This window comes from Catalinimonas alkaloidigena, assembly GCF_029504655.1.
In the GTDB taxonomy this organism is placed as follows: domain Bacteria; phylum Bacteroidota; class Bacteroidia; order Cytophagales; family Cyclobacteriaceae; genus Catalinimonas; species Catalinimonas alkaloidigena.
In genome coordinates, this window is record NZ_JAQFIL010000001.1 from 3,124,176 (window position 1) to 3,146,486 (window position 22,311).

A 22,311-nucleotide genomic window follows, 5' to 3' on the forward strand; every position below is an offset into this window, starting at 1 on the left:
CGATGGTTGAAAGAAAAAAAAATTTACAAAACACAAAATTCAAGATTTTTGAATTACAGCTTAAGCTTATGTTTTCTAATCAATTCATTTTGTCAGCTGGCTCTTCTCCGTTTTTCATTTCATAAGGTAGCCGCCAGTAGTTGCCCTGACTGTCGCCATAATACATTCTTGATATACTCAAGCTATCCGGATTTCCATCTGCCCAGAAATAGAGAAATGGATCTTTTCCATTAACAACCCTACGCACATAATTATGATTCCGCTCACTTAACCGGGTCACCTGCTTGACCTTATTCCAGCTGTTCCCTTCATCATTACTTTTCCAGATTACTACTTCTCCACCCCCACCATAGGGTTGCGGACTATTTTCTGTAGGAGCAACGACGATCCATTCACCCTTATCAATGAAAAGACTTCCCATATCATAGTTATGATCAGAAGTGCCCACCACATGATCTTCCCACGCACTGCCATTCCATCGGATCACGTGCCATTCACGAGGATCGTTGGAAGGTCCGGGTTCATGTCCACCACTGGTGATATAGAGGCCAATGGGATTGCCATCCGTATCAAAATTTACATCTTTCAGATACACATTTTTTTCCTGGCTGTAATAATCTCTAACTCGTGCCGCATTATTCAGTTGCGTTAATGGAAGTTGCATCATATTGCCTTCAATATCAGTCCAGGTTTCGCCTAAATCTGTGGTTTGTAAATAGTACAGATTGGTTCGCCGGTCTACATTTCCATTGGGATGCCAGTTAAAAAAGGTAACTATTTTATCTCCCAGCCTATTGCTCATCTGGTAGTGTCCTCCTTTTTCATCCTCTCCTTCTTTGATGCCGGATAGCTTACGATCTCCTGTCCATTTGATACCATCAGGACTACTTTCGTAGTACAGTTCTCTTACACCACTATATTTGGTGAATAGGTGTAAAAATCCTTTACCGGCTACATACCAGGGCTGGGGATAAGTCATCTCTTCCTCTGAAACCTGTTCAAAGCTCTCAATACTATAAGGAGATGCACTTCTATACTTAAAACCCGGACGACTGGTCCCCCTACCACTTACGAATACCCATAGATAACCTTCTTCATCAATGGAAAGGCTGGAGTTATCATGGGGATCATCAACCCCCTCTTTATCGTGCACTACAGCAGGCCTGGAAACTGTGTTATTCTCATGATCATAACTACCAATCATACAAAGAAGGTAGCGATCTTTTTCTCCAGTAGTTCCGCCATACACAAAGAATGTCTTATTGACTTCAGGAGCATAGATAGAAAGCGGAACATGCTTGGCTGTGTAGGTTCCTAAGCCTCCTGAATATTTGTCGCCGTACTCATAAAACTGATTTAGTGTAAACCATATGCCCTTATAACCATCAATTTTAACTACTTCTGAACTGTCGGCCGGTGCATTTACTACCTCATTGTTTTGAAGCGAAGCAGAGCAACCGTATAAAAAAATGATCCATAAGAATAGCAGACCAAAAGAGTGTAAATTCAAGTACATGAGGGGATTTGTAACTTTCATACCTAAAAAAAAGGACAGTTGTATTAATTAACCTACTAAGCTTAAGCATTTTTTCTGAAACAAACTTCACTACTTCCCATTGATCTTGGAAAAGAAGTTCATAATTTGATGACTAATAAGCAGGCTGTAAATATTCAAATATTTTTACTTGTATTTTTCAATGCAGTCAACAACAAAGATTTATCACGTATTTTTTCACTTTATAATTATTTGATTTTATGAACATTTCACTAGAACAAGCACAAGCACTCGTAGCTGCTGCAAAAAAGAAATCTGAAGATATGAATCTAAAGATGAACATTGCGATAGTGGACGGGGGAGCTAACCTGGTAGCCTTTGCGCGTATGGACGGTGCATGGCTGGGATCCGTTGACATTGCCATAAAAAAAGCGAAAACTGCCCGTTTCTTTGACATGCCTACCGGAGATATAGGAGGATTATCTCAACCAGGGGGTGCGCTTTACAATATTGAACACTCCAATGGAGGCCTGATTACTTTTCCTGGCGGATTACCTATAAAAAATGCTCAGGGTGAGATTATAGGTGGCATCGGCGTTTCGGGAAGTACAGTTGAGAATGATCATACTGTGGCTGAAGCGGGACTTTCAGGATTGAACTAAAGATAAAATCATGTTCTAGCCTTTGCTATTTTTCCAAGTAAAGGCTTTTTTTATGTACAAGCATACTACTTCTCCTCTGGATTAAGTTATAAATTGCAGCAAGTAAATAAACTCCGAGTATACATATGGCAATAAGATTCAGAGGTCTTTTTTTTATAATTTCTCTCTTATTCACAATACCTACAAATGGTCAAGCGATTGTACAACCTACCTTATCCCCTCAAGCAGAAATCAGTCTGATCACCTGCGCTCCCGGCTCTGCTCTCTTTGAAGCTTTTGGACATTCCGCCATTAGGGTCAATGATCCGGTTTCCGGTTTTGATATGGCATATAATTATGGCGTTTTTGATTTTGACCAACCCAACTTCTACCTAAATTTTGCCAAAGGATATCTGCTTTACAAACTTGGCACTGCTGAATTTGATCGTTTCCTTTATCAATATATGTACTTTGACCGAACGGTTGAAGAACAAATTCTTGACCTGACTCACGATCAAAAAAATGCTGTCTTCAAATTTCTACAATTAAATAGTCTTCCTGAAAACCGGGAATATTATTACGATTACTTCTTTGACAATTGTGCTACACGTCCCCGCGATGTATTTATAGAAATTTTGGGAGATTCTTTGCGATTTGACTATGGATATGCAGATACTCTGGACTATACGATTAGAGGTCTGATTGATCGCTACATTGAAGACAAAGACCAGTTCGCTTGGGGTGATCTGGGGATAGATTTAGGCCTGGGGGCTAACATAGATCGCCTTGCCACTCCTTTTGAGTATATGTACCAGCCTGAATTTCTGTATCTTGCCTTTGAAGGCGCTACGCTTGCTCAGGCTGACGGCAGCATAAGTCCGTTGGTAAATCAAACAAAAACGCTTTATCAGGGTGCCCCCCAATCAGATCAAATCTCTACTACCTTTACCCCCAGCTTTGTGTTCTGGACATTACTGGTACTTCTTGCAATAGCTTCAGCTTTTGAGCTCTGGAAACAAAAATATCAACTGTTGGCCTTTGATTTTCTTTTTTTTGCGTTTTTAGGCTTATATGGTTTATTGCTTGTTTTCCTTTGGTTCTTTACCAACCACACGGCAGCAACTCATAACTGGAACATGCTATGGGGATGGCCTACCCATGTGATTGCCGCGTTTTTAGTTTTGATCCGGAAGCCTCCTAAACTATTAAAATTCTATTTCATACTGACTGCCTTGCTTACCAGCTTTTTGCTGTTTTTCTGGGCATGGTTACCTCAGGATTTGCACGACTCTTTAATTCCATTTCTAATCCTTATAGTCATGAGGTCTTTGGTGGTTATCAAGCTCAAACTTATGCCGAATAAAGCAACTCCTGTACAGGCTTGATTTTTAATTTATTGCGAAGCTCTATATCCAGTCAGGCTCAGCAATTGTAAAACGAGGAATAAAAACTCAAAAAAACCCGTTGTAGTTAAGAATGAGCAATTGAAAATCTTAATTGCTATAAGTTTTGCAAAATGTGTTATAAATTAAACGCTAATTCTTTGAATCAAGTAAGTAAGTAAAGCATGAAAATTCTTATTCATATTAAGCTCAGCAGTCTGTTTCTGGTATGCCTGCTTCTAACCAAATGTCAGGAGGCAACTGTAGACAGAAGGATCAAAGCGCTGGCACCCGAAAAAACCGCCCAGATGTCAAAAGATATTGAGGCCAGCGTTAATCCTGAGCTTGCTGAAGGTATTACTTTAAACATTTGGGGTGTTGACTCACTCGTTGCCGATCCCATAGCGATTGATATCAATGATCAGGGGCATCTATACTATACAAGAACCACCCGTCGCAAAAGTACAGAGCTGGATATTCGGGCCCACCCTAGCTGGGAGACAGCTTCAATTAAAATGCAATCGGTTGAAGACCGAAGAGAATTTTTGCGCAATACGCTTTCAGCTGAAAATAGCGACCAACATGAATGGCTTGATGATCTGAACGGCGATGGTTTAAATGACTGGCGGGACATGACAGTAGAAAGTGAGCAGATATATCGTCTTGAGGATGTCAATGGAGATGGCGTGGCAGACCTTTCACAATTAGTGGTGGAAGGATTTAGAGATGAACTCACAGACATAGCCGGAGCGGTATTGACCCATAACGATGACCTTTATGTTGGGGTTGCTCCTGATATGTGGAAAATTAAAGATAGTGATGGAGATGGTGTTGCCGATGAAAAAACTTCTATTGCGCAGGGATTTGGGGTACATATAGGATTTGGTGGCCATAATCTTTCCGGCCTGGAAATGGGCCCTGATGGAAGGATTTACTGGGGTATCGGTGATATCGGATTTAATGGAGTGGGTCCTGACGGCAAAGAATGGAAGTATCCTAACCGGGGCGTGATTGTGAGAGCCAATCCTGATGGCTCTGACTTTGAAGTCTTTGCCATGGGCTTGCGCAATACCCATGAATTTGTATTTGATGAATATGGTAATCTTATTAGTGTAGATAATGATGGTGACCATCCGGGTGAAAGCGAAAGACTGGTTTACATTGTGAACGGTTCAGATACCGGATGGCGCATTAACTGGCAGTTTGGTAAATATCGTGATCCGGATAATAATGAATACAAAGTCTGGATGGATGAGGAATTATATAAACCTCGTTTTGAAGGTCAGGCAGCCTACATCACCCCTTGTATTCAAAACTATGTCAACGGCCCTACCGGCATGCTATACAATCCTGGTACAGCATTAAGCTCCAAATGGAAAAACACTTTTTTTGTAGCAGAATTTGCCGGCACTCCTACTAGATCGGGCATTCATGCTTTCAAATTGCAAGCCGAAGGAGCCACATTTAAGTTAGGCAATACTGAAAAGATTCTGGGCAATGTGCTGGCTACCGGGCTGGACTTCGGTCCTGATGGCAGCATGTATGTGGCCGACTGGATTGACGGCTGGAATACCAAAGACTATGGCAGAGTCTGGAAGCTGGATGCTCCCGGGGGTGACAACTGGGAGGAGCGTAAACAAACCGCTGAGATCCTCCCTCAGGACTTTTCCCAGTTTCCTCTGGGTCAACTCAGCCAGCTCCTGAAAAACCCTGACCAGCGTGTTCGCCAGAAAGCCCAGTTTGAGCTGGCCAGGCGGGGTGAGCAGGGCGCTGCCACCTTTGAGGAAAACATCGCTCAAACCGATAACCAACTCGCCCGCGTGCATGCCATCTGGGGGCTGGCACAAATCGCGCGCATGCAGGACCTCAGCTTTGCGCAACCCCTTGTTCCGCTGCTGCAGGACAAGGACCCCGAGATCAGAGCTCAGGCCGCCCGCTGGCTGGGGGATATCCGTTACCAGGAAGCCGGGGATGAGCTTATCGCTCTGCTGGATGATGATTTTGCCCGTGCCCGTTTCTTCGCTGCCGAAGCCCTGGGAAGAATCGCCTACACTGAGGCGGTACAGCCGCTGATCAGCTTGCTGGAAGCCAATGCCGATGAAGATGCCTACATCCGCCATGCCGCCAGTTTAGCACTCGCCAGAATCAATAATGTAGAAGCAATCGTTGAGCTACATGATTACCCTTCCCGTGCTGTCAGAATGGGCGCTGTGCTGGCACTCAGAAGAATGGGTGATGCGGGGATCACCAACTTCTTAGAGGATGAAGATGAACTCATCGTCACCGAAGCGGCCCGCGCTATCAATGATGACTTTTCTATTGAAGCAGCCCTGCCCGCATTGGGCGATGTGCTGCAAAAAGATAGGTTTACCCATGAGGCGCTGATCAGAAGAGCCATCAACGCCAACCTCAGGGTAGGTACTGATGAGGCCATGCAGAACCTGATTGACTATGCTTTGAGCGCCTCTGCCCCTGCTGAGATGAGGGCAGAAGCCATAGCCACCCTGAGTACCTGGGCCAGGCCCTCGGTGCTGGACAGGGTGACTGGCCGATACAGAGGAGAGATGCAAAGAGATGCTTCTGAGCTAAAAATGAAAGCCGGGGATGCCCTGATCAGTCTGACAGCAAATCAGAAAAACTCTATCCGATTAAGTGCTACCCAGGCCATAGGTAAGCTCAAGGTTGAAACAGGGACTACCCGCCTGATGGCAGTCCTGCAAAATGATGCTGACCCTGAGGTCAGAGTAGCAGCCCTCAGGGCGCTGGCCAACATGAACACTGAGCAGATGGATCAGGCCATAGAAGAGGCCCTTACCGACAATGAAAAAATGGTCAGAATTGCAGGCCTGGACCTGATGAAGCAGATGGACATTTCGAATAATTTAAAAGTAGTATTGCTTTCCGAAGTCATTGATAAAAGGACAGTGGAAGAAAAACAGGCCGCGCTTTTAACTTTAGGAAGCTTACCTGTAAGTGAAACCCAGGCTACTTTTGAGCAATTACTTAAACAATTAGAAAATGGAAACTTACACCCGGGAGTACAATTAGAATTGGCGGAAGCCATAGACAGTACTCATTCAGCGGGCTTACAAACCCGCTTAAATGACATACAGGCATCAATGTCTCCTGACGAGCTTTTGGCTTCCTATCAGGGTGCCCTATACGGTGGTGATCCCGAGCAGGGACAGAAGTTGCTATACAGACATCCTACAGCCCAATGCATGAAATGCCATGCGATTGAAGATTATGGGAGCAACGTTGCCCCTAAATTAGACGGGATTGGAAGTAAATTAAGCAGGGAGCAGATATTGGAAGCAATTATAAATCCTAGTGCGCGAATCTCTCCTGGTTATGGTTCAATCACCTTAGAAATGCAAAACGGCAATACGTTGAGCGGTATATATCAGGGAGAAACTGATGAAAGCATAACACTCAAAATCGGTAACAGACCTGATACGGTAATAGTAAAAGAACAAGTGATCAACCGTAATTTTGCTCCTTCCAGTATGCCTGATATGAAGAATTTTTTAACAAAAAAAGAAATCAGAAATCTGGTCGCTTTTCTCTCTGCTCAGATCAAAGAAAATATTTGATTTTAAGCAAGCCACTCATTTACAAGCGCTAACAGGTGAAAAACCTGTTGGCGCTGTTATTTTACTCCCTCTCCTTTTTGCCCTTCTTCTTGTTAATTCATTTTGATTTAATTGTGCTTTTACTAAACTTTTACACATGAATGGCAAAGAAAAAAAATGGAAAATCTGGGTTGATACAGGAGGCACCTTCACCGATTGTATCGCTACTGATCCTGAAGATCATGTAAAAAGAATTAAAGTTCTCAGCACCAGTGCTTTAAGAGGAAGAATCTCAGAGAAAACTGAAGCAAATACTATCAGAGTGACTGTACACTGGCCAGTATCCAAAGATATCTTTCATAGATATCAATTTCGTGTACTTGGAGAAGATCATCCCACCCTGTTTATAGATTCTTTTGATTTTAAAAACCAACACTTAAAGCTAAGTAATACATTAGAACTTGAGCAGCTTGAAGGTAGAGATTTTGAGATCTTTTCTCAGGATGAAGCGCCAATACTTGCTGCAAGGCTAGCTACTGAAACACCCCTGACACAGACACTTCCACCCATGGAAATGCGACTCGGGTCTACCAGGGGTACCAATGCTTTGTTAGAACATAAAGGAGCTAAAACAGCACTACTCATCACCCAGGGTTTTGCTGACCTTCTTGCCATTGATACTCAACAACGCCCTGATATTTTTATGCTTAATGTAATTAAACCCAAGCCTTACTACCATGAGGTAATTGAAGTTAAAGAAAGGATTGATGCTAAAGGAAATGTACTGACAACACTTTCACAGACTGATATTGATGACGTTATTCTAAAACTGAAAAAAGGTAAATCTGAAACTGTTGCCGTTGCATTTATGCACAGTTATCTCAATAATACTCATGAAACTATGCTGGCGAAAGCTCTGAATGAAGCTGGCTTTAACTATGTTTCTCTTTCTTCTGACTTAGCGCCATCCATCAAAATTCTCCCCCGGGCCAAGACCGCTTTAATAAATGCATACCTATCTCCACTGGTCGGTGACTACCTGAAGTCTGTGAAAAGTAAGCTGGACAGTAGTTCACTGAAAGTGATGACCAGTGCCGGGGGCTTGGTGAGTTCGGAGCTTTATCATCCTAAAGATAGTTTGTTAAGTGGGCCAGCAGGTGGTGTAGTGGGTGCATCTCATTTCTGCAAGCAGGCGGGAAAGACAGAGCCTGATATACAAAGAATACTTGCATTTGACATGGGGGGGACCAGCACCGATGTATCCCGTTATGATGGAGAATTTGATTATCGCTACGAAACTTCAGTAGGAGATATCAATCTATATAGCCCAGCCCTTGCCATTGAAACCGTTGCGGCCGGAGGTGGCTCATGTTGCACATTTGATGGTCACAAGTTAAGTGTAGGACCTGAAAGTGCAGGCGCTCGTCCCGGACCTGCCTGTTACGGTTTTGGAGGTCCCCTGACGATTACCGATGTTAATTTATTATTGGGAAGAATAAACGAAGACCGCTTTGGAATTCCTATCAGCAAAGATAAAGCGAAAGAAGCCTTACATGCTTTGAAGCAGCAAATGGTAAATCATAGAAGTGATACCTACAGTGATGAGGATATACTTCTCGGTTTACTGACTATCGCAAATGAAAAAATGACTGATGCTATTCGCAAGGTTTCCGTTCGCAAAGGATATAATCCACAGGATCATGCCTTACTGGCTTGTGGTGGAGCAGGTGGTCAACATGCTTGTAACATCTCACAAATATTAGGCATAAAAAAAGTAATAGTTCCTTACGAAGCGGGGTTATTAAGTGCTTACGGTATGGGACAGGCAGCGATAGAACGTTTTGTCAGTAAACAAATTCTTCTTCCTCTTGATGCGATATCTGATCTAAACAACATTTGTACTACGCAGAAACGTGAAGCACTTGATTTACTACAATCCGAAGGCTATAATTTCCATGAGACAGAAATACGTTTCGTCAAATTATATTTACGCTTTGAAGGCCAGGAAAGCAAGCTGGAAATAGATTATAAGGATAACATAAATGTATCTGAGGCTTTTCGGGAAAAATATACCAAGTTATTTGGGCATTGGCTGAATGATCAGATTATTGAACTTGAATCCATCAAAGTGGTAGCTTCTACTACATCTTTGAAAGAAGAGTCAACTGCTGAGTTCATAGATAAATATACACCTGATACTAATACTTTTCAGCAAAGTTGGGTGGTTGATCAATGGAAAGAAATTCCTGTTTATTATTGGGAGTCTCTACATGAGGGGGCAACAATAAATGGCCCTGCTCTACTGGTCAGTGATAATTGCACCCTGAGCGTTGATCAGGGTTGGTCATTATTTATTGATCAGGAAAATACTGCCATTCTGAACCATCAGCCTTCTGAAAAAAACCATACATCCGATCAGCCGGAGGAAGTTCAGCTAGAACTTTTTACCAATCGCTTTGGAGCTATCGCTGAAGAGATGGGTGCCTTGCTGGAAAGAACTTCATTTTCTGTAAACGTAAAGGAAAGGCTAGATTTTTCATGCGCTCTTTTAGATTCGGATGGTGAATTGATCGTCAATGCCCCACATATTCCTGTGCACCTGGGAAGTATGGGAATCTGCGTTCGCAGTGTAAGGGATACTTTGAAACTTGAAGAAGGCGATGTTGCCATTACGAATCACCCACGCTATGGAGGCTCTCATCTTCCAGACATCACCTTGATCAGTCCTGTCTTTTATGATCATAAACTGGTAGGCTATGTGGCCAACCGGGCACATCATGCAGAATTAGGAGGTAAAAGACCCGGCTCTATGCCTCCCGATGCCAAATCTCTGGCTGAAGAAGGTGTTGTAATTTCTCCTACCTATCTTGTCCGAAAAGGTGAAGTAAAATGGGAGGAAATACGAAAAATATTATCTTTTGCACGCTACCCTAGCAGAGCGTTAGAAGAAAATATTGCAGACCTCAATGGTGCCTTGGCATCTGTTAAATTTGGGGTTGAGGGACTTTCAAAACTCTGTCATGAATATGGTTTAGAAAAGATTCAATATTTTATGAATGCAATTAAAGAATACGCGCATTCTTGTTTACTAAGTAGTCTTAAAAATATTGAAGCAGGTTTTTTTGATGCCATAGAATTTCTGGATGATGGCACTCCTATTCAGGTGAGCCTTCATATCAAAGACAGCAAGGTAAATATTGACTTTGCCGGAAGTGGCCCAGTCCATCCTGCTAACCTAAATGCTACTTCAGCGATTATTACCAGTGCTGTTATCTATGTACTTCGTTTACTTATCAGGCAATCCATCCCCCTGAATGAAGGTCTGATGCAATCTGTAAATTTACAAATACCACCAAACTCATTTCTGAACCCCAACTTTAATGATGATCCTTTCCAATGTCCGGCTGTGGTAGGTGGCAATACTGAGACGAGTCAGCGTGTGGTTGATACATTACTAAAAGCATTGGGAATCGTGGCATGTAGTCAGGGCACTATGAACAACCTTTTGTTTGGCAATGATCAGTTCGGCTATTATGAGACGATCGGTGGGGGTACCGGTGCTGGTAAAGGTTTTCATGGTACTGATGGTGTTCATCAGCACATGACCAACACCAGAATTACTGATCCTGAAATATTTGAATTTCGTTACCCGGTGAGGTTAGAAACATTTGGTATCAGAAAACTTTCAGGAGGTAACGGAAAGTGGAAAGGTGGGAACGGAATTATCCGGCAGATGACCTTTTTGGAAGCGGTATCTTTGACAATCCTCTCTCAACACCGTATTCAGGCACCTTATGGTATCAGAGGAGGTAAAAATGGATATATTGGCAAGCAATATGTTACTCGTACAGACGGCAAAATTGAGCAACTTAAGGGTATTGATCAGACAGAAATCTTTGTTGGTGACCGGATTACTATTGAAACTCCGGGAGGCGGTGGCTATGAACCAAGGTAGTTTTAGTTTACCTTTTTAATATGTAAGTATCACCTTGCTTAGTAATTATTGGAGAATCAAAATTATTAAATGGCGTAATACCTAGTGCTTCAACTTGTTGAATTGCTCTGATGAGTTGCTCCACCGCTTCTCTTCTTTTATTTTCTAATGAAGCATATTCTCTTTCCTGATTGCTTTTTAAACAAAGCTTACCATTCTTGATGGTAAACAATTCCCATCTAATTCCTTGTGGTGGTTTTCTTTTCTCGTAAAATGACACCATACGCTCAAATGTCTCTAATTCTTCACTTGAATTAATGACGGAAGCTAATCCCAGGCTTTCGGTATCTGATGGAAAGTTATTCTCCATAAATGATTTTCGTACAGATTCCACATCTTCCAGTGCACGACGTAAATCATCAATGCTGCCCAACTGACCTATGTCCAAAGCTTGATAGCTTTGATTGACCAGGGTAAGTAAATCATACTCTTCTTTTGTTTGATTTCTATGCCCTTGTGCTGACGCTGTGGGTTGCTGAAAAACCTGCTGACGATCTGAAAAAGTTTTTGTTGCACTCATCTTTGTACAGTAAAAATTTGCAATAAATAAATTTACTAATCTTTTCTGCCCAACTCATTAAATAATTGTTAAGAAAGTTTAGGAAATATTACTCTTTCATTAAGTAAGTATTAATCATTAAAAATATACACTCAAACAAGTGTATACTCAAGTAATATATTATTCATTAAACTTACAGTAAATTTATTTTAAAACAACCTTTTAATCCAAAAAAACACACCTTTTTCGCTCAATTTTAAGCATATACTTCCAAAATATCACTCCAATTTGAGGTGTATTTTTTAGAAAGTCTTCCCTGATTCGTCTCACCACAACTTTTAAATCCCATAGAAGCAGAACGTAACTTAAAGCGTCCGTACTTACGGTTAATTTTATCCATTACCAACATAGCTTTATGGTGTTTTGTCCTATTTACTTCATCAAATAAATGTTGCTGACACCGGTAAGAAGGTACAAGTCCTTGTACTAAAACCCCTGCCTTCTTATAATTCAAGCCATCGCGATAAATTTTTTCCAATGCTTTGAAAGCATAACTAATGAGTTCCGGAGTACTATCAGTAGGTACAGGCAAATGCAGGGCTAAGGCATTTGCATATTGTTCAGCTTTACTGTTAAAACGATTTGTTCTTATATATACAGTAACCATACTGGCACAGCTATGCTGGACTCTCAGTTTCTCTCCTACTCTGCTACAATAGGTCGCTACAGCTTCCTTTAGGTCCGATAACTTAGTAATCGGCTTGACAAAAGAGCGAGAAGAACCGATCATTTTCTTATTTTCAGTGCCACTAATTGTTTCAAGAGACAGACAACTGATTCCTCTGAGTTCATGGTGTAGCCTAAGTCCCACTACGCTCATATGTTTTTTTACCCAGCTTTCATCCAGTCTACTAAATTGAAGAGCATTCTTGATTCCGGATTGATAAAGAAAGGCTGCATATTGCCTACCAACGCCCCAAATATCTTCCACGGATGTCGACGCCAATGCCTGTTCAAGTTGTGCATCATTTTCAAGGATACAAATTCGCAAGCCGCTTTTTTTTGCAATTCGGTTCGCAATTTTCGCCAATGTTTTGGTAGGTGCAATTCCTACACAAGTAGGTATGCCTGTCCATTGGTAAACGGTGTTCCTGAGGTAATTTCCCAACTGCTCCCAACTACGATATTGTAAGCTATTACCACTCAGCTGTAAAAAAGCCTCATCAATTGAATACACTTCAATATCAGGCACAATCTCACGAAGTGTTTGCATCACCCTTCTGGACATGTCTCCGTACAGAGGGTAATTAGAGGAATAAACGGTGACACGATGTTTGTTTAGAAGGTGTTTTACCTCAAATACCGGAGCCCCCATTTTGATTCCTAAAGCTTTGGCTTCAGGAGAAATGGCGATAATGCAACCATCATTGTTGGACAATACAACTACTGCCTTGTGATTAAGGTGAGGTTTGAAAACACGTTCACATGAAACATAAAAATGGTTACAATCTACAAGAGCAAACATCTAAGGTTTATGTATAATGTAGGTCACTACGCCACAGATATTCAAAGTTTCATCTTCGATAGTGTACAACATGTACAAAGCTTCATCTTCAACACATAAGTTTTCCCTCTTTTCTAACAAATGAATTCTTTTTACTGTAAAATACTCATCAACCTTACAGACTACTATATCATTTTCTCTAGGTGTCAGGGCACGGTCAACAACCAGAATATCACCATCATCTAAATCAAGTTCTTCCATTTTTTCTCCTCTCACACGGGCATAAAAGGTAGCGGCCGGATGTTTGATCAGATGTTGATTAAGATCTAACTTTAACACCACACGATTGTCTGCAGGAGCAGGATGACCTGCAGGAATATCAGATTCAAAAAATGGTAGTGTAAGTATTTCAGAAATATCAGCTGAAAATAGCTCCAGCGTTAGCATATGATTATTACTATCATTTCTATTCATAGTATAATTATTTTCAAACATCTTGAAAGTAGAGACATAAAAATACTTAATAAAAGCATAATCACAAAGCTTATATACTTTTATTGAGTATACAATTATTTCCCACAGTTAGCGTGAACGTTATCGAAAACACTCAAGTAAATTTTTGACTTATCATATGTGAACTGGACATTTTGAACTATTTCTAAGAAAAAAAGGGTTGAATAAGAATGCTTGAAAAGTGCCAAGACTAGCGAATCCACACAAAATGTGAGTTACTCATATTTTTCACATTGTATCTATGTTGGAGTAATAAAAATGTTAAAATAAGTCGTGCACAGCAATAAATCTGTAAGAAATATTACATAAACACTATAAGATATTGAACGCTATTAGAATTGACCCTACTTTTAATCAAATCAAAAAGTGTCAAGAACTATGATCAATATCTTGTGCCAAAAGTATAATTTAAGAGAAGGGGAAGATTTCTTTATCCAAGAAAAAGGACTACTCACTTTCTTGTATTTTAACAAACTATCAGACGCTGAGACCTTACGTAAAGATATCTCTCAACATGCAATTTTAAGAAATTTCTCACTCTCAGTGATATCTGATATCATCCACAAAAAAGACCCATTTAGTTATTATTTCTTTGTATCACAAGAAAGAGTAATTTAAGTATAAACCCACTAAAATACCAGATAAGAATGGCAAAGTCTAAACACAATAATATACTTGACACAATTGGTGATTTAATTCTTAATGCAAAAAAGGAAGGTCTAGCACATCTATATACTGAAGGAGAATATTTTGACGGAAGACATATACATATCAATGGCAAGCAATTATATCATTTTGGTACAACAGGTTATTTGGGGCTAGAGCAAGACATGAGATTAAAGGAAGCTGCTTGTGATGCAATTATGCGCTATGGTACGCAATTTCCTTTATCTAAAACGTATGTGTCTTTTGTAATCTATAAAGAACTGGAAGGAGCATTAAAACAGATTTACCGCAAGCCTATCGTAATCACGAAAAACAGTACGCTAGCGCATATTGGAATAATACCAAGTATTGTAAGAGATGAAGATACTCTGGTGTTGGACCAGCAAGTACATGCCAGTGTTCAAAACGCTGCACAGTTGCTAAAACCCAGAGGTATTCCGGTGCAGCTGATCAAGCATAATAATATGAATATGCTGGAAGACATACTAAAAAAAGCACGTGGAAAATTCAATAATGTATGGTACGCTGCAGATGGTGTGTATTCCATGTATGGTGACACTGTTCCCATCCAGGAGCTACAATATTTACAGGAACTTTACCCCCAGCTGCATTTATACATTGACGATGTACATGGTATGAGTTGGGCAGGTAAGCATGGTGCTGGCTATGTGATGAGTCAGGTGGGTGACCTTTCAGAAAAAATGGTACTGGTAGGTACGCTCAGTAAAACTTTCGGCGCCAGCGGGAGTGTAGTCGCCTTCGGCGATGAGAAATTATATGAAACATGTAAAATCTTCGGTGGTCCACAGACATTTTCCGCTCAACTGGAGCCCTCTAGTGTGGCAGCAGCACTAGCATCTGCAAAAATCCACCTTTCAGAAGAGATATACCAATTACAAGATGAGTTAAGGGAAAAAGTAGATTACTGCAATAGTCTGATTAATCAGACGAATCTGCCTCTGATACAAGAAAACAAATGCCCGGTTCACTTTATAGGTACAGGCCTACCGGAATTGGCATACAATTTTGCTAAAAGGCTTATGAATGAAGGCTTCTATATTAATGTGGCAACATTCCCAGTAGTACCAGTAAGAAATACCGGGATAAGATTTACAATATCAAGGCATAACCAGAAAGAAGAAATCAAAGCTCTGGTTGATGCGATGGTGTACCACTATCCTAAAAGTTTGAGTGATGTAGGAACCAGCCTGAATAACATTAGAGCCACTTTCAAACTACCGTTAGTTGATGAAAACGAAGGTATACAACATCAAGCTCAAAAGTTGAGTATTCAACTAGAACGCTCAATAAATAAGGTAGATCAGCCAAGCTGGGACAGATGTTTTGATGATAAAGGAATATTTGATTACGCCGGCCTGAAAGCTTTAGAAAAAGCATTTCAATCGAATGAAAGAGAGGATCAAAACTGGGAATTCATCTACCTGATGGTCAGGGATGAAGTAGGAGAAATTGTGTTGGCTACATTTTTTACAGTGGGTTTATGGAAGGACGATGCATTATCAAAATCCAGTGTTTCAGAAGAACTTGAGTTAATCAGAGACAACAATCCATACTACATGATGAGCAAAGTGTTGTCAATGGGTTCATTGATCACAGATGGTGAGCACCTTTTTTTGGATCGCCAGCATAGAAGCTATCAGGAGGCACTCAAGGTGCTCTGTAATCAGATTGAAAAACTTAAATTACAGTATGAGACCAAAATGGTGATGATCAGGGATATTCAAACAGAAGATGAAGAACTAAAGGAGTTTTTCTATAAACAGGGATACCTGAAGATAGACTTACCAGAAGGTTCAGAACTGACTGCACTTGATTTCAATGATCCTGAAGATTATATATCCAGACTATCTCCTAAGTCAAGAAGTCATGTTAGAAAGGATATTCTTAAAAATTCAGATAAAATTAGGATTGAGATAAAAGACAGCTTGACAGAAGAAGAAATACGTATTGCATATAATTTGTATTGGCAAGTACACAAAGCTAATCATGCATTCAATAATATTGCCTATCCCCAAAAGCTGTTCAGCGTATTGAATGAAGATGTAAACTGGGAAAGTATTTGCTATTATCACAAAGCAGAAAACAAACTAATAGGTGTGGCCTTTAATCACAAGGGAAAGGATAGCTATCAGGGTGTTATTCTAGGCCTTGACTATACATACTCTGAGCTTAAAGTATACAAACAGGCACTTTTTCAAGCCATAATGAGGGCAAAAGCTTTGGGAAAAAGTAAAGTGCAACTGGGGCTTACTGCCAATACTGAAAAGAAAAAACTTGGCGCAGCATTAATTTCACGAATAGGATTTCTACAGGCAGATAGTAATTATAAACTGGAACTCTTAGAAAGCCTGGAAGGGAACAATATACTCACAGTAGAATAAAGCTGAAGCTAGTCTTCTTTAGACTTTTTGACACAGATGAAGCCGGCAAGAACAGCAGCGACACCAAGTGCATAGGGTTCAATAATTAACTGATGGTTATTTACAGAAACATAACTTGCTACCAGCAATACGGCACATCCCAGAACTAAAGCAAAGATGCCTACACTTTTTATCAGATTCATGAATTAGGATATTTCAGAGCCCAACCCATATTTAGGGTTGGGTAATCTTTCCTCAATTGATACGGGTTTTTTCATTTTTAAAAAACAGCCTTTGGTGCACCTTTACCATGGCAGTCGTCTCAAGCAATAATTGATGCAGTTCTTTCAGATCATCACGAGACATCAGATAATCGGCACAAAGTGGCGTAAAATAAATGAAAGCCAACTCCTCATGTGGAGTAGCAAACCAGGTTTCCGGATTTAATTTTTCCAGATAATTTTTTAGGGCGTGGAGTTGCTGAGAAGTAAGAATCAGCACTATTCCTTTGAAATGAAGTTTGTAAGCAATTCCACTGTTCAAAATACTTACTAGTCCGTTCTCAGATTCACACAAAATAGTATTCTCTTGTTGTGACATGATTAAGCTATTCAAAAATTGTTAAAAACTGCTGCATAGAAATCCTTTCAGTTGTGATATAGGGAGTAACAGTATTTCTTCAAAAAACATTGATTTCAACACTATATTTTTTTCTTTTTTTCTTTCCTTAGCACACTTATATCATTAAGAAAGAAGTAATTCGTTTTGGGTACGCTTTATGTATATTAAAAGCTATTTTATAATTTTAATACTTGATTGGGAGATCTAATTTAAAGGTATGGCAGAGAAAACATACAAGTCAAATACATACAAAAAGGCAAAGAAAAATAAGCAGCAGAAGAAGAAAAGGGTGATTTTTTACCAGGATAAGAGATTTCACATTGCTGGGGGATTCTTCCTGATTGTACTCGCATTGTTTCTTACCATAGCTTTCATTTCTTTTATATTTACAGGCAAAGCTGATCAAAGTGTGGCAGAAGCAGTATTTGATACCGAGCTGAAAGCTTCAGGCCTGGAAGTAGAGAACTGGTTAGGCTTAATAGGTGCAATTTCCGGCTATCTGTTTATCTATCGCTGGTTCGGAATTGCTTCTATGCTCATTCCTCCCCTCCTCTTTATCATTGGCGTAAAAATCGTATTCAAAAGAGAGATCGCGTCTCCTTATAATGCATTTAAATTTGTTGCTTTTTTTCTTATTTGGACAAGTATTCTGCTGGGTTATATAGTTTTTCGACAGGAAGGACCATCACCCTGGGGTTTTCTGGGAGGGGGTGTAGGATATGAGTTAGCTTTTCTTTCAAACAGCTTGATGGGTTGGGGAACCATATTGTTACTCATCTTTTCATTACTGGTATTTATCATCTATTTCTTTGATGCCACTACATTCTTTCACCTCAAACCTAAAACAAAAAATGAAACACAGAACAACAGTGTAGAAAGCTACACCCAAGAAAGCCTTCCTGAAAATCCCCCTATACAGAATAGGGAAGAGCCCAAAGAATTGGATGATACCTATTCATTTGATTTGGACAGCTCATCAGATCAAAAGTCATCCAAAGAAAAGAAAACAACGAATGAAACACCTGAATTGGAGGTAAACCTGCCAGAAGAGGAAATCTCTAAAGACAGTTTTCCTAACACTCCAGACACGCATGCCGATTATGAATTGGAAGTAGAAGAACAAAAGGAAGAGAAGTTTTCCAGTCAAATGGAAAATTATGATCCCACTTTAGATTTATCAGGGTATCGTTACCCAACCCCTGATATGCTTGAGAAATATGATATGCAGAAAGTTAAAGTCACTAAAGAGGAACTTGAAAACAATAAAGACAATATTGTAGAGACGCTAATTAACTTCAAGATTGGGATTTCCTCCATTAAAGCTACGATCGGTCCTACTGTAACCCTTTACGAAATCGTACCAGAAGCAGGAGTAAAAATATCAAAAATCAAAAACCTTGAAGATGATATTGCACTCAGCCTTGCAGCCTTAGGGATCAGGATTATTGCTCCTATACCCGGAAAGGGCACAATCGGTATAGAAGTTCCTAATAAAAACCGGGAAATTGTCAGTATGAATTCTGTGGTTACGACTGACAGATTCATGAAGAGTAATAAGGAGCTACCCATTATTCTTGGTAAAACTGTTAGCAACGAGTTATACATTGCTGATCTTGCCAAGATGCCTCATATCCTCATCGCCGGGGCTACCGGACAAGGTAAGTCAGTGGGGTTAAATGTATTGATAACTTCCTTAATTTTTAAGCGGCATCCTTCTCAGCTTAAATTTGTACTGATTGACCCGAAGAAAGTTGAGCTTACCCTTTATAATAAAATTGAGAGGCATTTCCTGGCCAAACTACCTGATAGTGAAGACGCCATTATCACTGAGACCAAGAAAGTGATATATACGCTCAATTCACTTTGTATTGAAATGGATAACCGCTATGACTTACTAAAAGACGCAGGATGTAGAAATATTAAAGAGTACAACCATAAATTCGTTCACCGGAAGCTTAATCCCCAACAAGGCCACCGTTTCCTACCTTACATAGTGCTCATCATAGATGAGTTGGCTGATTTAATGATGACTGCCGGTAAAGAAGTAGAGACTCCTATCGCTCGTCTTGCGCAGCTGGCCAGGGCCATTGGAATTCATTTGGTAGTAGCAACGCAAAGACCTTCAGTGAATGTTATTACAGGTATTATCAAAGCTAATTTTCCGGTAAGGCTTTCTTTTAGAGTTACGTCTAAAGTTGACTCCAGAACGATTTTAGATACCGGAGGGGCAGAACAGCTTGTAGGACAAGGCGATACTCTTTTATCGCTAAACTCCGAACTGATTCGTCTTCAATGCCCTTTTATTGATACACCTGAGGTGGACGAGATATGTGACTTTATAGGCTCTCAACGTGGTTATGACTCTGCCTATAACCTTCCTGAATTTGTAGGCGAAGATGGTGATAGTAATGATATTACTGAAGTAGACTTAAAAAACAGAGATACAATGTTTGAAGATGCCGCACGCCTCATTGTACATCATCAACAGGGTAGCACTTCACTCATTCAACGTAAACTTAAACTTGGGTACAATCGGGCCGGAAGGATCATTGATCAACTTGAGGCTGCTGGGGTCGTAGGTCCTTTTGAGGGAAGTAAAGCCCGTGAAGTACTGGTTCAGGATGAATATAGTTTGGAACAGTTATTGAATAATATTGATAATAAATAATCAATCTAATTACGAATCTAACGAATGAAAAAAATAGCTATAAATAAAGGATTGGGGAGCCTGTTGCTGTTAATGGTGCTTTTGGTACAATCCACTTATGCACAGTATGACCCTAAGGCCAAAGAGGTATTGGATGCCATGAGCGAAAAATATCAGAAAATCGGCTCTTTTGAGTCAGATTTTGCCTATTCCATGGAGAACACTACACAGTCAATCAGTGAAGACTTTGAAGGCAAAATTATCGTCAATGGTGACAAATACCGCTTAAAAATGGGTGGGCAGGAAATTATCAATGATGGTAGCACGGTTTGGACATATCTTGAGGAGGTAAATGAAGTTAATATTGATAATTACGATCCTTCCGAAGGTGATATTTCTCCTACACAGATTTACAATGCTTACCAAAGAGGATTTAAGTATGTGTACGTTGAGGAAGAAACTATGAATGGTCAGACTTATGATGTAATTGACCTGCTTCCTGAAAATACCAACAATCAGTTTTTCAAAATTCGTCTGCACATCAGTCAGGATGACAAAACATTAAAACAATGGCAGATTTTTGATAAAAATGGTACCATGTATACCTACGAGATCAGCAATTTTAATCCTGACGCAGAGATATCTGATGCGGTTTTTTCATTTGATACCAGCAACTATGAAGGAGTAGAAGTGGTAGATCTTCGTTAAAAAAATAATAAGTTCTAAATTGCGGCCGGTAGCATATGCTACCGGTTTTTTTATTGCCTGATATGACACGACAAACACTTATAGACCAGATCAGAAAGAAGAAATCCTTCCTCTGTATTGGCTTGGATACTGATATTCAAAAAATCCCTACTTATTTACTTAAAGAAAAAGACCCTGTGTTTGCATTTAACAAGCAGATCATTGATGCAACCTCAGAGCTTTGCGTAGCATATAAACCTAATCTCGCGTTTTATGAGAGTCAGGGCATAAAAGGTTGGGAAAGTCTACAAAAAACGATGGATTACATCCCCAAAGAAATCTTTACCATTGCTGATGCTAAGAGGGGAGATATCGGAAACACCTCGGGTATGTACGCCAGAGCCTTTTTTGATGAGATGAACTTTGACGCTGTAACCGTAGCACCTTACATGGGAGAAGATAGTGTCGCCCCTTTTTTACATTTTGAAGGAAAGTGGGTCATATTGTTAGCGTTAACTTCTAATAAGAGCAGCAATGATTTTCAGCAGTTAACCCTTCAACCTCATGGAGAAAAGCTTTATGAAAGGGTACTAAAACAAAGTAAGCAGTGGGGTTCTGATCAAAATCTTATGTATGTGGTAGGTGCTACACAAGCGAGTGCGCTTGCTGAGATACGTAAAATTGTACCTTCACATTTTCTCTTGGTACCAGGCATCGGAGCACAGGGAGGAAACTTAGCTGAAGTAGCAAAATTTGGTTTGAATGATGATGTTGGCTTGCTGGTAAACTCTTCCAGGAGTATCATTTACGCTTCTCCAGGTGATGACTTTGCACAGCGGGCACAAGAAGAAGCAGAAAAATTACAAAAAGAAATGTCAGAATATTTATAGCATCCTAGTTGTGCATATTCAGTATACTTTGAGAAAGCAGCTTGTAAATTTTTGCGAGCTGTTTATCTGATTTTTTCAAGAATTTTTCCTGTAGCTTAAGTATATCAAAGTCTTCCCGTATCGCGGGTCCGGTCTGAGCGGCTTTAGGCCCGGCAGATAAGCTTTTATTCATTGTTTCAACAATCAAAGGTTTGAGTAATTCAAAGTTGATATGATGGGTATCAGTTAAGTCTTCTGCAATACTGATCATATGATTTGTGAAATTACAGGCAAATACGGCTGAAATATGTAACACTGCCCTTTGCCCAGAAGTCATCGGTTCCACATGTTTACTGATGCTTTTACTGAGTCTAACGATCAAATCCTCAACATCGCTGCTGCTACCTTCCACTAAGCATGGCACTTCTTTAAAATTTACTGGCATACTTTTACTAAAGGTTTGAAGTGGGTACATAACACCATAACCCTTTATTCTTTTATTCTTAAGTACTTCCATAGGTTTACTGCCTGAAGTATGTAAAAGAATAGCGTTTATTGGTAATAATAGTTTATCGGTGACTTCCTGAATACTATCATCTGGTACCGCGATCACAAAAATATCAGCGTCACTCTCAGAAAAATCAAAATCATACTTAACCTCTGCTTCGTATAGCTGATCGCACAACGCTTGCGCATTATTTAAATGTCTGCTGTAAACTTCACTTATCGCATGTCCTGCGCTTTCTAAGGCAGGGGCAAGCTGAGACGCAAGCTTGCCAGCCCCTATCATTGATACTTTAAAGTGAGATTTCTTTTTCTTTAAAATTGACATACAACTAT

Annotated in this window: 15 protein-coding genes; 8 read left to right on the forward strand and 7 right to left on the reverse strand. The window is 40.1% G+C overall.

Annotation, left to right across the window (positions count from 1 at the left end; all coding sequences use genetic code 11):
• Nucleotides 1-79: 79 nt before the first annotated feature.
• On the reverse strand, nt 80-1,510 hold the full coding sequence (locus OKW21_RS12800) for a BNR-4 repeat-containing protein (protein ID WP_277479923.1): 1,431 nt from the start codon (nt 1,508-1,510) through the stop codon (nt 80-82).
• Nucleotides 1,511-1,755: 245 nt separating this feature from the next.
• Between OKW21_RS12800 and OKW21_RS12805 the strand changes: the two genes are divergently transcribed.
• The 4 genes from OKW21_RS12805 (at nt 1,756) to OKW21_RS12820 (ending at nt 11,045) form a co-directional block, all read left to right on the forward strand.
• A complete protein-coding gene (locus tag OKW21_RS12805) occupies nt 1,756-2,157 on the forward strand; it encodes a GlcG/HbpS family heme-binding protein (protein ID WP_277479924.1) in 402 nt (133 codons plus the stop codon).
• Between the two features lie 125 nt (nt 2,158-2,282).
• Nucleotides 2,283-3,521, forward strand: a complete 1,239-nt coding sequence (locus tag OKW21_RS12810; RefSeq protein WP_277479925.1) for a lipoprotein N-acyltransferase Lnb domain-containing protein — start codon at nt 2,283-2,285, stop codon at nt 3,519-3,521.
• A gap of 182 nt (nt 3,522-3,703) precedes the next feature.
• Nucleotides 3,704-7,111 (forward strand): HEAT repeat domain-containing protein, encoded by a 3,408-nt coding sequence (locus OKW21_RS12815; RefSeq protein WP_277479926.1) that lies wholly within the window; start codon nt 3,704-3,706, stop codon nt 7,109-7,111.
• 136 nt (nt 7,112-7,247) lie between these two features.
• Entirely contained in the window at nt 7,248-11,045 is a 3,798-nt protein-coding gene (locus OKW21_RS12820) for a hydantoinase B/oxoprolinase family protein (protein ID WP_277479927.1), read from the forward strand.
• A 7-nt stretch (nt 11,046-11,052) separates the two neighbouring features.
• On the opposite strand, the gene OKW21_RS12825 is transcribed toward OKW21_RS12820, so the two are convergent.
• From OKW21_RS12825 to umuD, 3 genes are all read right to left on the reverse strand, one after another.
• The gene (locus OKW21_RS12825; RefSeq protein WP_277479928.1) at nt 11,053-11,604 is read right to left on the reverse strand and encodes a hypothetical protein; all 552 of its coding nucleotides are present in this window, start codon (nt 11,602-11,604) and stop codon (nt 11,053-11,055) included.
• 235 nt (nt 11,605-11,839) lie between these two features.
• On the reverse strand, nt 11,840-13,108 hold the full coding sequence (locus tag OKW21_RS12830) for a Y-family DNA polymerase (protein WP_277479929.1): 1,269 nt from the start codon (nt 13,106-13,108) through the stop codon (nt 11,840-11,842).
• Entirely contained in the window at nt 13,109-13,561 is a 453-nt protein-coding gene (gene umuD / locus OKW21_RS12835) for a translesion error-prone DNA polymerase V autoproteolytic subunit (RefSeq protein ID WP_277479930.1), read from the reverse strand. It lies immediately after the preceding gene.
• A 686-nt stretch (nt 13,562-14,247) separates the two neighbouring features.
• Here umuD and OKW21_RS12840 point away from each other — a divergent pair.
• On the forward strand, nt 14,248-16,668 hold the full coding sequence (locus OKW21_RS12840) for an aminotransferase class I/II-fold pyridoxal phosphate-dependent enzyme (protein ID WP_277479932.1): 2,421 nt from the start codon (nt 14,248-14,250) through the stop codon (nt 16,666-16,668).
• Between the two features lie 8 nt (nt 16,669-16,676).
• Here OKW21_RS12840 and OKW21_RS12845 read toward each other — a convergent pair whose 3' ends face one another.
• The gene (locus OKW21_RS12845; RefSeq protein WP_277479934.1) at nt 16,677-16,850 is read right to left on the reverse strand and encodes a hypothetical protein; all 174 of its coding nucleotides are present in this window, start codon (nt 16,848-16,850) and stop codon (nt 16,677-16,679) included.
• A 52-nt stretch (nt 16,851-16,902) separates the two neighbouring features.
• Nucleotides 16,903-17,247: a DUF6686 family protein gene (locus OKW21_RS12850; RefSeq protein ID WP_277479935.1), complete on the reverse strand. Its 345-nt coding sequence runs from the start codon at nt 17,245-17,247 to the stop codon at nt 16,903-16,905.
• Between the two features lie 238 nt (nt 17,248-17,485).
• On the opposite strand from OKW21_RS12850, the gene OKW21_RS12855 reads away from it, so the two are divergent.
• The 3 genes from OKW21_RS12855 to pyrF all read left to right on the forward strand — a co-directional run bounded on the left by OKW21_RS12855 (nt 17,486) and on the right by pyrF (nt 21,492).
• A complete protein-coding gene (locus OKW21_RS12855) occupies nt 17,486-19,936 on the forward strand; it encodes a DNA translocase FtsK (protein WP_277479936.1) in 2,451 nt (816 codons plus the stop codon).
• 24 nt (nt 19,937-19,960) lie between these two features.
• Complete coding sequence (lolA1, locus tag OKW21_RS12860) at nt 19,961-20,623, forward strand: outer membrane lipoprotein periplasmic chaperone LolA1 (protein ID WP_277479937.1); 663 nt, start codon at nt 19,961-19,963, stop codon at nt 20,621-20,623.
• Between the two features lie 62 nt (nt 20,624-20,685).
• Entirely contained in the window at nt 20,686-21,492 is an 807-nt protein-coding gene (gene pyrF, locus OKW21_RS12865; RefSeq protein WP_277479938.1) for an orotidine-5'-phosphate decarboxylase, read from the forward strand.
• A gap of 4 nt (nt 21,493-21,496) precedes the next feature.
• Here the strand turns inward: pyrF and OKW21_RS12870 are convergent, their stop codons facing one another.
• The gene (locus tag OKW21_RS12870; protein ID WP_277479940.1) at nt 21,497-22,303 is read right to left on the reverse strand and encodes a Rossmann-like and DUF2520 domain-containing protein; all 807 of its coding nucleotides are present in this window, start codon (nt 22,301-22,303) and stop codon (nt 21,497-21,499) included.
• Nucleotides 22,304-22,311 lie beyond the last annotated feature (8 nt).